At 61.7% G+C, this 13,128-nt stretch carries 11 protein-coding genes; 5 read left to right on the top strand and 6 right to left on the bottom strand.

From position 1 onward, the window contains the following. Positions 1–60 precede the first annotated feature (60 nt). Together Q5H89_RS10960 and Q5H89_RS10955 are read right to left on the bottom strand one after the other, a co-directional pair. Positions 61–927 carry an LOG family protein gene (locus tag Q5H89_RS10960; RefSeq protein WP_305019357.1) on the bottom strand — a complete coding sequence of 289 codons (867 nt, stop codon included), beginning with the start codon at positions 925–927 and terminating at the stop codon, positions 61–63. 175 nt (positions 928–1,102) lie between these two features. Beyond that, complete coding sequence (locus Q5H89_RS10955) at positions 1,103–2,368, bottom strand: ABC transporter permease (protein ID WP_305019356.1); 1,266 nt, start codon at positions 2,366–2,368, stop codon at positions 1,103–1,105. Between the two features lie 191 nt (positions 2,369–2,559). Here Q5H89_RS10955 and queA point away from each other — a divergent pair, with 191 nt between their 5' ends. Both queA and Q5H89_RS10945 read left to right on the top strand, forming a co-directional pair. Beyond that, a complete protein-coding gene (queA, locus tag Q5H89_RS10950; protein WP_305019664.1) occupies positions 2,560–3,609 on the top strand; it encodes a tRNA preQ1(34) S-adenosylmethionine ribosyltransferase-isomerase QueA in 1,050 nt (349 codons plus the stop codon). A gap of 145 nt (positions 3,610–3,754) precedes the next feature. Next, positions 3,755–4,483 carry a 2-C-methyl-D-erythritol 4-phosphate cytidylyltransferase gene (locus Q5H89_RS10945; RefSeq protein ID WP_305019355.1) on the top strand — a complete coding sequence of 243 codons (729 nt, stop codon included), beginning with the start codon at positions 3,755–3,757 and terminating at the stop codon, positions 4,481–4,483. A gap of 229 nt (positions 4,484–4,712) precedes the next feature. Here Q5H89_RS10945 and Q5H89_RS10940 read toward each other — a convergent pair whose 3' ends face one another. Continuing rightward, a complete protein-coding gene (locus tag Q5H89_RS10940) occupies positions 4,713–5,564 on the bottom strand; it encodes a hypothetical protein (RefSeq protein ID WP_305019354.1) in 852 nt (283 codons plus the stop codon). Positions 5,565–5,770: 206 nt separating this feature from the next. Here Q5H89_RS10940 and Q5H89_RS10935 point away from each other — a divergent pair, with 206 nt between their 5' ends. Together Q5H89_RS10935 and Q5H89_RS10930 are read left to right on the top strand one after the other, a co-directional pair. Further along, positions 5,771–6,427: a DUF4142 domain-containing protein gene (locus Q5H89_RS10935; RefSeq protein WP_305019353.1), complete on the top strand. Its 657-nt coding sequence runs from the start codon at positions 5,771–5,773 to the stop codon at positions 6,425–6,427. Between the two features lie 78 nt (positions 6,428–6,505). Then, complete coding sequence (locus tag Q5H89_RS10930; protein ID WP_305019352.1) at positions 6,506–7,102, top strand: DUF4142 domain-containing protein; 597 nt, start codon at positions 6,506–6,508, stop codon at positions 7,100–7,102. A 78-nt stretch (positions 7,103–7,180) separates the two neighbouring features. Here the strand turns inward: Q5H89_RS10930 and ytxJ are convergent, their stop codons facing one another. The 3 genes from ytxJ to Q5H89_RS10915 all read right to left on the bottom strand — a co-directional run bounded on the left by ytxJ (position 7,181) and on the right by Q5H89_RS10915 (position 10,417). Continuing rightward, entirely contained in the window at positions 7,181–7,534 is a 354-nt protein-coding gene (gene ytxJ / locus Q5H89_RS10925; RefSeq protein WP_305019351.1) for a bacillithiol system redox-active protein YtxJ, read from the bottom strand. A gap of 126 nt (positions 7,535–7,660) precedes the next feature. Further along, positions 7,661–8,371 (bottom strand): hypothetical protein, encoded by a 711-nt coding sequence (locus Q5H89_RS10920; protein WP_305019350.1) that lies wholly within the window; start codon positions 8,369–8,371, stop codon positions 7,661–7,663. 66 nt (positions 8,372–8,437) lie between these two features. Then, positions 8,438–10,417 carry an alpha-ketoacid dehydrogenase subunit alpha/beta gene (locus Q5H89_RS10915; RefSeq protein ID WP_305019663.1) on the bottom strand — a complete coding sequence of 660 codons (1,980 nt, stop codon included), beginning with the start codon at positions 10,415–10,417 and terminating at the stop codon, positions 8,438–8,440. An 82-nt stretch (positions 10,418–10,499) separates the two neighbouring features. Between Q5H89_RS10915 and Q5H89_RS10910 the strand changes: the two genes are divergently transcribed. After that, the coding region (locus Q5H89_RS10910) for an N-6 DNA methylase (RefSeq protein WP_305019349.1) at positions 10,500–13,128 on the top strand (2,629 nt) is incomplete at its 3' end.

Here is a 13,128-nt window from a genome sequence, read left to right as displayed (position 1 = left end):
GGCCCGGTGCAGCGTGCACCGGGCCGGCCTTTTGGCATGTTCTGCGCAGATAGAAGCGCCCTAGAAGTTGGGCGACAGCGAGTATTTGTGGTAGAAATCGTCGATGATTTTTACCGCCTCGCTGGCGTCGTCCACAATGTGCACGAGGTCCATGTCTTCGGGCGAGATATTGCGCTCTTCGCCCAGCATCACGTTCTGAATCCACTCGAACAGGCCGCCCCAGTAGGCCGAGCCCACGAGCACGATGGGGAAACGGCCGATTTTTTTGGTTTGGATAAGGGTCAGCGCCTCAAATAATTCATCGATGGTGCCGAAGCCGCCGGGCATACCCACGAAGGCCTGCGCGTACTTCACAAACATCACCTTGCGCACGAAGAAGTAATCGAAGTCGATGCACTTATCCTGGTCGATGTAGATGTTGTGCGTCTGCTCGAAGGGCAGCTCGATGTTGAGGCCCACCGACTTGCCGCCCTCGGCGCGGGCCCCCTTGTTGCCGGCTTCCATAATGCCGGGGCCGCCCCCCGTGATGACGCCGTAGCCGTGGCGCACGAGCTTGGAGGCAATTTCTTCGGCTAGCTTATAGTATTGATTATCAGGCTTGGTACGGGCCGAGCCAAAGATGCTGACGCAGGGGCCGATTTTGGACATCTTCTCGAAGCCCTCCACAAACTCGGCCATCACCTTGAAAATCTGCCAGCTATCGGCGATTTTAATCTCGTTCCAGTCCTTGTCAACGAAGGCTTTGCGGATGCGCTGCTCGTCGGGGTCGTGCGCACCCTTGGCCACGCCGCCGGTTTGCTGGCGCAGCTCCGTAATGCTGGTGAGTTTGTTATCGTTAACGTTGGGCTGCACAATGGTCTTGCCCGAGCCCGCGTTCAGGGTTTCGTCGGAAGACTTGGTTTTGCTGGTTTTCTTGAGTTTTGACATGAGTGCCAGGGTGGGGAAAAAACGAAACCGCCCCGGCTCAAAAAGCGGGGCGGCCAAAAGTAGGGGCGCGAAGATAGATGTGTGCGCCGAAAAATGAGGTGAAAAGGTAAATTTTTGCAAAAAAGCGGCGGTCAAACCGCTTTTTTTTGCCTTTCCGGAGCGCTTCGCTATTTTTTCACTTTGCCCGAATGGCAATCACCGGGTCGAGGTTAGCGGCCAGCACCGCCGGGATAATGCCGGCCAGAATGCCAATGCCCACCGACACCAGCAGGCCCAGCGAGATGTTGCCCGCGCTCAGCGTGAGGGCTAGCGCTTCCTGTGGAATCAGCGTAATGAGCCACACCAGAAAAATGCCCGCCGCGCCCCCTAGCAGGCACAAAAACACGGCCTCGAACAGAAATTGAAACAGGATAAAGTAATTTTTGGCCCCCAGCGATTTCTGGATGCCGATGATGTTGGTGCGCTCGCGCACCGACACAAACATGATGTTGGCAATGCCAAAGCCGCCCACCAGCATGGCAAACGAGCCGATGATGCCGCCCGCTATGCCAATGACGCTGAAGAGCTTGCCGATAGTTTCGGCAATCATCTCGGGGCGGTTGAGGGCAAAATTGTCTTCCTGCCGGGGCTTGAGGCCGCGGATAACGCGCAGGTCGCCGCGCATCTCGGCCTCCAGGTTGAGCAGGCCGGGGTCGTCGTCGCGGCCCTTCACGCCAATGCTGGGCGAGGGGCCACTCATGCCGGTGCTGCTCATGGCGAAGAGGCTGGCGAAGGCATCGTACGGAATGAGGCAGTTGGTGTCGTTGCTAGGGGTATCGAGCAGCTTTTTGCCCTCCTTTTTCATCACGCCGATAACCGTGAAGTAGCGGCCATGCGTTTTAAACTGCCGGCCCACCGGCTCGCCCTGCGGGTAGAGGTTTTCGGCAATGGTGGCCCCGATGATGGCCACCGGCCGGCCGGCCTCCACTTCCTGCGGCGTGAAGTAGCGTCCCTGCTCGATGGGCACGTTCGACACGTCGCGGTACTCGTAGCTCACGCCCTGCATGGCACAGTCGCTCACCGAGTTAGCATCGGCCTTAAAAGTGTTGCCGCTTTTGGGCACAAAGATGGCGATGCCTTTTTGGCTGCTAGGGGGCAGCATGCGCTGCAGCTGCCGAAACTCGCGCACCGTGGGCACGGGGCGGTTGAAGTACTTCCACCAGGGCTGGTTGGGGTCGAAGACCCAGGGCCACTTGCCCACGTACACTACCTTGTCGCCCAGGAAGTTCATGCTGCTGCGCACGTTCGATTCGAGCGAATCGACGACCATGAACACGGCAATGATGGAGAATATACCCACCGTGACGCCGAGCAGCGACAGGATGGTGCGCAGCAGGTTGGACCGCAGCGCCTGCCAGGCAAAGGCGAAGCTTTCGAGTACGAGGCGAAGGGTGAGGAGCATGGCACGCGGGGTTTGAGAGGCCAAATAACGGCAGGCCGTGCGGGCCGGCAGCAACCAAGGAGCAGCCCCGGAGTTATTTCTGGCCTGCGCGGCCTGGTAAACCTTGCAGCGTATCAACAATCTAAAAACAAAGCCGTACCTTTGCCCCCCGAATTTTCGGTAACTTCCCCCTAGTACTGCCCATCATGGCGATGAAACTGCATGAGTTCAAGTTCGAACTCCCCGAAGAGCTGATTGCCAGTCACCCTGCCCGCCACCGCGACGAATCGCGCCTGATGGTGGTACACCGCGCTACCGGCCAGATTGAGCACAAGATGTTCAAAGATATTCTGGACTATTTCGTGGAAGGTGATGTCTTCGTTTTCAACGACACGAAAGTATTTCCGGCCCGCATGTACGGGCAAAAAGAGCGCACTGGTGCCCAGATTGAGGTTTTCCTGCTGCGTGAGCTGAATAAAGAAGGCCGCCTCTGGGACGTGCTGGTAGACCCGGCCCGTAAAATACGGGTGGGCAACAAACTCTACTTTGGCGAGTCCGACATCGTGGCCGAGGTCATTGATAACACTACTTCGCGCGGCCGCACCATCAAGTTTTTGTTTGATGGCACCGACGAGGAATTCCGTAAGGCGCTCTACGAACTGGGCGAAACGCCCGTGCCCAAAGACGTGCTGAAGCGCGAAACCGAGCCCGCCGACAAGGAGCGCTACCAGACCATTTTCGCCGAGAACATCGGGGCCGTGGCAGCCCCTAGCGCCGGCCTGCACTTCTCGCGCGAGGTGATGAAGCGCATGGAAATCAAGGGCGTTGAGAAAGCCTACGTGACGCTGCACGTGGGCCTGGGCACCTACCGCAACGTGGATGTGGAAGACCTCACCAAGCACAAAATGGACTCGGAGCAGTTCTTCGTGAATGCCGATGCGGTGCGGGTGGTCAACAAAGCCATGGACGCCAAAAAGCAGGTGTGTGCCATCGGCACCACCACCATGCGGGCCCTCGACGCCTCGGTATCGGCCAATAGCCGCATCAAGGTAACTTCGGGCTGGAACGATAAATTTATCTATCCGCCCTACGAGTTTAAAATAGCTAACTCGCTGCTTACCAACTTCCACCTGCCCGAAAGCACATTGGTGATGATGGCCTCGGCCTTTGCCGGCTACAAGCTGCTGATGGAAGCCTACCAGGAAGCCATCAAGGAAAAGTACCGCTTCTTCGCCTTTGGCGACGCGATGCTGATTTTGTAAAGCAGGTTAGGCAGCGTAGTAAAACGTCTGTCATTGCGAGCGCAACGAAGTGAAGCGCGGCAATCTTTCCTTGTCGTCCTTATCATTGGATTACAAACCCTAGCGGGGAGGAAAGATTGCCACGCTTCACTTCGTTACGCTCGCAATGACAGACGCTTCTGTTTCTGCACCCACTTCATTATCTGCCCGCTATGCCATTATCGTGGCGGGTGGCAGCGGCCTGCGCATGGGCGCCGACCGCCCCAAGCAGTTTCTCTTGCTGCGCGGCGAGCCGGTGCTATTGCACACGCTGCGGCGCTTTGCCGAGCCCGCGCTAGGGGTGGCGCAGCTGGTGGTGGTGCTGCCCTTCGACCAACTCGCCTTTTGGCAGCAGCTGGCGGCAGAGCATGGCGTTACGATTACGCATACCCTAGTGGCCGGCGGGGCCACGCGCTGGGCCTCGGTGAAGGCGGGGCTGGCCGCGCTGCCCGCCGAGGCCCCCCCTGGGGCCCTTGTGGCCGTGCACGATGGTGTGCGCCCCCTGGTGCCGCAGGCCGTAATTGAGGCAGCCTACCAAGCCGCGGCCACGCACGGCGCGGCGGCCGCCGCTGTGCCGCCCAAAGACTCGGTGCGCCTGCTGGGGGCGGCCGGCTCGTCGCCGCTCGACCGGCGGCGCCTGCGCCTGATGCAAACGCCCCAATCCTTTGACCTGGCCCTGCTGCGCCGCGCCTACCGCCTGCCCGAGCTGCCCACCTTCACCGACGACGCCAGCGTGGTCGATGACCTGCACCCCGTGCAGCTGGTGGAGGGCGACTACCGCAACCTCAAAATTACCACGCCCGAAGACCTGCTGCTGGCCGAGGCGCTCCTAAATCACGGATTACCCGGATTTTAGCGGATTACGCGGATTTTGTGGACGGTGTGCCTTGCAGGCTCAATGGGCTTGCCGGGCGAGCAAGTAAGAAACGAAAAGGGTCACTCGCTTGAGTGGCCCTTTTTGCTTAAGGTAAGCTTACGAATAAATAACGAGCGGGAAGGGCAGTTAAGCAGTCAATAAGTAAAGAGCCTCGCGGGAGACGTCCACAAAATCCGCGTAATCCGCTAAAATCCGGGTAATCCGTGATTTATTTGAGATAAATGGTGCGAGTGTGGCCGTTTATGGTCACGGTGGCAATATTGTCGCAGGCGGCGGTGCCGCTAGGGTCGTAGTTGATGAGCATGGCCTGCGACTTCGAGTTGGTGACCTCGATGGTACCGGCCACAAAATGCCGGGCGCAGCCCAAGGCAAACTTCTTGATGAGCGGGCTCTGGATGGTGGCCGTGTAGGTAACGCTGCGGCGGTTGGTGCCAGTGAGCGAGCCGGTAATGCTGTACGCATCGTCGAGGATGGACGGGGTGCCGAAGCCAGCCGTGCGCGTGTAGCGCCGCTGCGACGACCACGCCGTGGTGCCGCCATTATTGGCGAAGATGATGCTGGCGTTTTGCACGCTCAGGTCGAACGAGCCGCTGCCCAAGTTAGTGATGACGCGCGTGCCCAGGTGCTGGTTGTCGTTCACAAAATAGTTGGTGCGGTTGATGGTGACTACCGCCCCGGCCTGGCGGTAAGGCCCGCTAAACACGGCCGTGATTTGGCCCCGGCGGTAGCGGCCATCGGCGCACAGGCAGTTGGTAGGCCCAAAATCGAGGGTTAGCGTGCGCGTGGCGGCATCGTAGGTGCGCGTGAAGCAACCGGCAGTGAGGCTGCGCAGCTCGGCCGCGCCCACGATAGACGGGCTAGCCGAGGCCGTAACATCCTGCGGAGAGGCGGCCTCCACGAGGTCGGCGGTGGCGGCATTTTCTTCGTCGCCCTGGCCCTGGTCTTCGGCCGAGGTCAGGTCGTCGGCCACCACATCGGCGCGCTGGCAGCTGGCGGTGAAAAGCAGCCCGCTAGCCAGGGCAGCGTAGGCGAGGGTGCGGAGGGGAGTAGCGTAGCGCATGGCAGGAAGGTAAAAGAAAGTGAGGTGTTATGGTAGCTGAGAGTGCGAAGCCAACGGGAGGTTTAACAGGCCCTGTAAAAATTTGTCCTGAACAGCAGCACCGCGTGCCAAACTAGCAATCAAGGCCTTATAAATTACCCTAACTTTTAACTAAAACCCTCGTAATCAAGGACCTCATACCATTCCCTTTTCCCCTCCCCCAGCCCATGCTTCGCGCTTCTTTGCCCCTCTTCGCCGCCTGTCTGCTCACCCTTAGCTCGTGCGGCTCCAATACTGATACCAGCACTACCACCACCACGGCCGGCGGCACCTCGGCCACCGACTCGACGTCGGCTTCTACTACGCCGGCCGCCGGCGACAGCAGCTCGTCGATGGCCGCGCAGGCCCCCGCCGGCACCGGCAAGGCTGACCCCAACGGCCCCACTGGCCCGCATGCTACCGATGCTGAGTTTATGATGACGGCCGCGCACTCTGACCAGAACGAGATTCAGCAGAGCAAAATGGCACTGGCCAAAGGTGTGACCGGCGCAGCCAAAGAAATGGCCAACAAGATGATAGCCGACCACACCAAGAGCACGGCCGACCTTAAGCAGATAGCCGCCAAAAAAGGCGTGACGCTGCCTACCGACATGGATGCCGACCACAAGGCAATGGCCCCAGCCATGGAAAAGCTGTCGGGCAAGGCCTTTGAGCAGAAATACATCAGCCAGATGGTGGCCGACCACCAGAAGACGGCCAACACCATGGCCGCGCACCAAACGATGACCAAAGACCCGGCCATCCAGGGTTTTATCACCAAGACCTTGCCCGTGGTAGAAAGCCACCTGCAAATGGCTAGCAACGACGCCAACATGAAAATGTAAGTAGTCGGCTTCTTACTTAAGTAGCCAGAAGGGCAGTATCTTACGTATAAGATGCTGCCCTTTTATTGTATCCTTTCCATGAAAATCAGCCAGCTTACACTGGCCGCCCTGTTGCTAGGGGCCGCCAGCTGCAACTCGTCTTCCGACTCGGTGAAGGAAGCCCAGCAAACCAATGAAGCCAAAATCGACAGCACCACCCGGGGCGGGGGCCAGAATGCCGCGGTGCGCGAAGACAAGGAATATGACTCCGAGTTTATGACCAAGGCCGCCAGCGGCGGCATGCTCGAAGTGGAGTTGGGCAAGGTAGTGGCCCAGCGCGCTACCACGGCCGAGGCCAGGCAGTTTGCCCAGCAAATGGTGACTGACCACACCAAGGCCAACGCCGAGCTGAAAGCACTGGCGGCCAAGAAGGGCATCAAGCTACCGGCCTCACTCGGCGACGACCAGAAGAAGGTTTACGACGAGGTGCTCGCCGAGAAAGGCGTGAAGCTGGACCAGAAATACGTGTCCGAGATGGTAGACGACCACCAGGAAGACATCAAAGAGTTTCAGGAGGCTAGCACCAAAGCCGGCGACCCGGAAGTGAAAGCGTTGGCCGCTAAAACGCTGCCCACGCTGCAAATGCACCTGGCAATGGTGAAGAAGATTCAGCCCACTGTGGACGCTAAAAAATAAATCCCATTAGCGTTGGCCAGCATAAAAAAGCCCCAACGCCAGGTAGCGTCGGGGCTTTTTATGGCCTTGTGCCAGGGCTTATTTGGCAGCCAGCGCCTCGCCGGCCTCGCTGAGGCGGATGCCCATGTGCGAGGCATGGTAGCGCACTTGGCCATCCTGGATGAGCAGCAGCTGCGGCGACTGGTGCTGCACGCCAAACTCTTCGGCAATCTGGCCCGAGAGGGGGCGGAAGCGCAGCAAATCGAGGTAATAAATGGGAGTATCGGCGGGCAGCGAAGCATCGGGCCACTGGCGCTCGACCTTGGCCTTAGCCGCCGCGCTGATAGAGCAGGTGGTGCTGTGCTTGAAAATAAGCACCGGGTGCTCGTGCGATTCCTGCACGATATCGTGCAGCTGCTCGGGCTGGGTAAGCGGAATCCAGGGGGTAGCCATATTAATAAGTTGGTGAAAATCAAAAAAATAGAAACCGGGCAAGTTAGCGCGGCCAGCGCACCAGGCCTTTTAACTACTTGGCCGGGGCTTGGGTTCGTTTTGGGGCTGGCAGCCCCGGCCCGGAAGCTACTGGCCGGGCGCGGGCTGCGTGGGGTCGGGCTTAGGTACGGGCGCTTTGCTGGCCTTTTTCTTCGCTTTTTCCGGCTTAGGGGCCGGGGCGGGCTGCGTGGGGTCGGGCTTGGGGGCAGCCTGCTTGCTTTTGGCGGGCGGCGCGGGGGCGGCGGGGCTAGCGGGGGGCGGGCCGGGGTCGGGGCCCGGGTCGAGGGCGGGGTCGAGCGGCTCCTTTTTGGCCTTGTCGGATGGCGCGCCTTTGCTGTGGTCGGTGTGGCCCTTTTTGCGCAGCTTGCGGTTTTCGCGGCTCGCCTCGCGCGGGGTGAGGGGGCGGGTATCGTAGTGGTGCAGCTTGCGGCGGTTGAGGGCCGCGCGGTCGAGGAAGCTCTTTTTTACCAGCCCCTGCTTGTCGTACTTGATGCGGGTGCCCTCGGGCAAGTCGCTGTACGACATGGTTTTCTTCTTTTCCTCGGTGCCGGCCGGGGCCACGGAGGGCGCGGCGGGGTCGCCGCCGTCGGTGGCGGTAGCGCTGGTGCCCGGCTCGTCGGCTGCCTTCAGCGACAAGCCTTTGTGGCGGGCCTTTTCGGCCGCTTTCACCTTGGCTTTGGTGGCGGCGTCCATTTTGGGCGTGGGCAGCCGGTGCGGGTGAAACACGGAGTCGTAGACCGCGCAGCCGCTGAGCAGCCCTAGCAGCACCAGCGGCAGGGCCGCCCGAAAGAATAGCATCGGTAAAAACTTCACAACAAGAATACGGAGCTGGACTACCCGCAAGATACTAGCCGCCGGGCGGGGCTAGTAGTTGCGCAGCGCCAGCAACTGCTCGCGCAGGCGCTGCTGCGGCAAAAACCCTGCCTCAAGCGGCGGCGCAAAGGGCACGGCCGTATCGAGCGAGGCCACGCGGCGCACCGGCGCATCGAGGCTGGCAAAGCAGTTTTCGGCAATCCAGGCCGCTATCTCGCCGCCCAGGCCGCCGGTTAGGGTGTCTTCGTGCAGGATGAGCACGCGGCCGTTTTTGCGCACCGAGCGCGCCACGGCCTCGGTATCCCAGGGCAACAGTGTGCGCAAATCCAGAATATCGGCCCTGATGCCCAGCTCTCTGCAGGCGCTCAGGGCCCAGTGCACCCCTAGCCCGTAGGTGATGATGGTGACCTCCTCGCCCTCCTGGGCCAGCGCCGCCTGGCCGATGGGCGTGGTGTAGTACGCCTCGGGCACCGGCCCGCTCAGCGAGCGGTAGAGCAGCTTGTGCTCGAAGTACAGCACTGGGTTAGGGTCTTCGAAGGCGGCGCAGAGCAGGCCCTTGGCATCGTGCGGGTTGCTGGGGTACACCACTTTCAGGCCGGGCACGTGTGTAAACCACGCCTCGTTGCTTTGGCTGTGGAAGGGGCCGGCGGCCGTGCCCGCGCCGGTGGGCATGCGCACCACCACGTCGGCGTTCTGGCCCCAGCGGTAGTGGCTCTTGGCCAGGTTGTTCACAATCTGGTTGAAGCCGCAGGTCACGAAATCGGCAAACTGCATCTCCACCATCGCCTTCTTGCCCCGAATACTCAGGCCCAGGCCCGCGCCCACAATGGCCGACTCGCACAAGGGCGTGTTGCGCACGCGGCCCTTGCCAAACTCGGCCACGAAGCCTTCGGTAATCTTGAACACGCCGCCGTACTCGGCAATGTCCTGGCCCATGAGCACTAACTCGGGGTAGCGCTGCATACTCTGGCGCATCCCCTCCTGAATAGCGTCGATAAAGCGCTTCTCCGGCGCCGGGCCATCGGCCGGGGGGCTAGCCACTGGCGGCGTAAAGGATTGATACATATCGGCCAGCTCCTGGCCGGCATCGGCTACCGGGGCGGGGGCGGCCTCGGTTTCCTGCCAGCCTTTGTCTATCTCCTGCCTGATGCTTTCGCGGATTTGCACCCTGGCCGTTTCGCTGAGAATGCCCTCGGCCAGCAGCCACTTTTCGTAGTTTTCGACCGGGTCTTTGGTGGCCCACTCCTGCATCAGCTCGGCGGGCACGTACTTGGTGCCGCTCGCCTCCTCGTGGCCGCGCATGCGGAAGGTAAGGGCCTCGACCAGCACCGGGCGCGGATTTTGGCGCAGGTCCTGGGCAAGGGTATTGATTTTGTCGTAGACCTCCAGCACGTTGTTGCCGTCAATCTGCACGGCCTCCATGCCGTAGGCGGGGCCTTTGTCGACGAATGACTTGAAGCGAAACTGCTCGTTGCTGGGCGTGCTGAGGCCGTAGCCGTTGTTTTCGATGAGGAAGATGACCGGCAGCTGCCACACCGCCGCCACGTTCAGGGCCTCGTGAAAATCGCCCTCGCTAGCCCCGCCATCGCCCGAATAGGTGAGCGTGACGCGCGGTTTCTGGTCGAGCACATCGGCCAGGGCAATGCCGTCGGCCACGGCCAGCTGGGGGCCGAGGTGCGAAATCATGCCCACGATGTGGTGCTCGTTGGTGCCGAAGTGGAACGAGCGGTCGCGGCCCTTGGTGTAGCCGGTGGCCTTGCCCTGCCACTGCGCAAACAAGCGCCCCAGCGGCACCCCGCGCCCCGTAAACACGCCCAGGTTGCGGTGCAGCGGCAAAATGTACTCATCGGGGTTCAGCGCCAGCGTACTACCCACCGAAATGGCCTCCTGCCCGATGCCCGAAAACCACTTGCTCACCTTGCCCTGGCGCAGCAGAATCAGCATTTTCTCTTCAATCATTCGCGGCTTCAGCAGCTCGCGGTAGAGGCGCAGCAGCAGGTCGTTGGGGTAGTCTTTGCGGTCGAACATCATGGAATTTTCGGGGCGGGTTGGGAGCGGCAAAGGTAGCGGCGGGGTGGCGGGGTGGACGGGACCGCCTGGTATATTTGCTTTTATGCCTAATTCTACTGCCGAAAGCCACGCCCGCAACTTCCTGCGCCACCTCGAAACGGCTCAATCAGAGGCCGCTCGCAAAGAGCAGTTTGTGACTTATCTCAACCAGGTATTTGGCACCGACGACGATAACAGGCGCATTATCCAGGAGTTTAACCGGGGCGCCGAGCACCAGCTGCGCATTCCGCGCCCCGACCGTAGTAGCGGGGCTGCTGCCGGCCGCGCCGATACGCAGTATCGTGACGTCATTATTGAGTTTGAGCGCGATATCAAAGCGCCGGCCAAGCTGCGCCACGCCGAAGACCAGCTGCGCGATTACTTCGCGGCCAACTACAACGCGGGCCGGCGCGACGACTTTCGCCTCATTGCCGCCGACGGCGTGCGCTGGCGTGTGTATGGGGTAGCTTCGGAAAGCTACGTGGGCAAGGTGCACCTTACCTCGGCCCAGGTGGAGCTGCGCCCCACCGAAAGCTTTGAGTTAACGGTCAGTTCGGCAACCGGGCTGTTTGGGTTCCTCGACCGGCACCTGTTTCGCACGCAGCCGCAGCAGCCTACGCTGGATAACATTCTGTATGATTTCGGCGATACATCGGCGCTGTTTGGCACCACGTTTCAGGCCCTCAAGCTGGCTTATGACGAGGCTATCGGGCGGCCCGAATTAAAGGTGGCCTACCGCGAGTGGCGCAAGTTCATGTCGCTGGCCTACGGCTCGTTCGACGACTCGCCCGACGTGTTTGTGGTGCACACCTACCTCTCGGTGTTCAGCAAGCTCATGGCCTATGAGCTGCTGAGTGCCGGCCAGCCTACCCCGCCCGACCTGGGCGGGCCGCTGCTGGCGCAGGTGCTCACGGGCCACGCCTTCGATGGCTTGCAGGTGGAGAACTTTGTGGAGAACGACTTCTACCAGTGGGTGGCGGCCGATGCAGCGGCTTTCGCGGCTGTGCGCCCGGCTTTGGTGCAGCTCGCCGACCAGCTGGCCGACTATGACTACCGCCGCACCGAGGCCGACATTCTCAAGGGCATTTACCAGAGCCTCGTGAGCCGGGCCACCCGCCAGGCCCTGGGCGAGTACTACACCCCCGACTGGCTGTGCCAGCAGGTAGTGGCTAGCCTGCACCTCGCGCCCACGGCGCGGGTGCTGGACCCGGCCTGCGGCTCGGGCTCATTTCTGCTGGCCGCCGTGCGCTCGCTCACCATTGCCGACCCTGAGCGGCCTGTGGAGGCGCTGTGCGAGCAGGTGGCGGGCATTGATATTCACCCGCTGTCGGTGCAAATTGCCAAAACCACCCTGCTGCTGGCCCTGGGCCAGGAGCGCGTGCGCCAGGCCCGCCGCAAGGTGCGCCTGCGCGTGTACCTGGCCAACACGCTCGATACGCCGGCCGGCGGGCAGGTGGGCTTGTTTGGCGACGACCTGAGCCTGCGCATCAACCGCAAGCGGGTGCACCTGCCGGCGCTGCTCTTGCAGCACCCGGCCCTGTTCGATGTGGGCATTCGGGTGGCCGAGAAGCTGGCCCTCCAAACCCAGGGCCAGCCCGATGCCCCGGCCGGAGCGCTGGCCAAGGCCATCGAAACCGAGTACCGCACGGCCGCGCCCGCTGGCCTCTACTCAGCCTTCTATGACGTGTACCGCGAGCTGAAAAAGGCCAAGGAAACCCGCCAAGACAGCATCTGGCACTTTTTGCTGCGCAATACCTACCAGCCGTTTTTTCTTAAGCAGCAGTTCGACGTGGTGGTGGGCAACCCGCCGTGGTTTACCTACAACGCCGTGGAAAACGCCGACTACCAAGCCAAGCTGCTGCGCCTGGCCCGCGCCTACCACCTCGAACCCAGGCGCAAGGCCCTGATGCCGCAGCTCGAAATAGCGGCCATCTTCCTTTCGCACACCGCCAGCTACCTGCTGCGGCCGGGCGGGCAGCTGGCCTTTGTGCTGCCCCGCGCGTTTTTGTCGGCCGACCAGCACGCCGCTACCCGCCTGGGCACGGCCCAGGGCCTGCGCCTCACCGGGGTGTGGGACCTGAAGGGCGTGCAGCCCCTGTTTCCGGTGCCGGCCTGCGTGCTCTTTGCCGAGGCCACCCCCGTGCCCCGCTCCCTACCCCCCGAGGGCCTGCCCGGCCGCCGCTACACCGGCCGCCCCCGCCGCCACAATGCCACCTGGGAAGAGGCCCACAGCCGCCTCACCGTAGCCGACGTGACCTGGCGCGTGGCCCAAACGGCCGGCGGCTCGGCCCTGACAACGGGTGAGGCCAGCGACGACCAAACCAGTGGAGGAACTCCCTATAAGGAGTTGTTTAAGCAAGGCGCGAGTATTCTGCCCCGTAACTTCTTTTTTATAAAACCCGAAGGCACCATTCCACCCGATTGGAATGACCGCAGCATATCGGTGCGTTCGGACGAGGCGAATGATAAGGATGCGAAAGAGCCGTGGAAGGGCGTCCATTTAAAGGGGCGTATCAACACCAACTTCCTATTTCGCACGGCGCTAGCCCGGCACTTAGTGCCGTTTGGATTGATTGACCCGGCATTGATAGTGTTGCCCGCTGCGATTAAGCTTTTAGGGGGGGGGGGGGGGGGGGGGGGGGGGGGGGGGGGGGGGGGGGGGGGGGGGGGGGGGGGGGGGGGGGGGGGGGGGG

The sequence above is a fragment of the Hymenobacter cheonanensis genome, assembly GCF_030581075.1.
Lineage (GTDB): Bacteria > Bacteroidota > Bacteroidia > Cytophagales > Hymenobacteraceae > Hymenobacter.
This window is presented reverse-complemented; position numbering and strand designations above follow the sequence as displayed.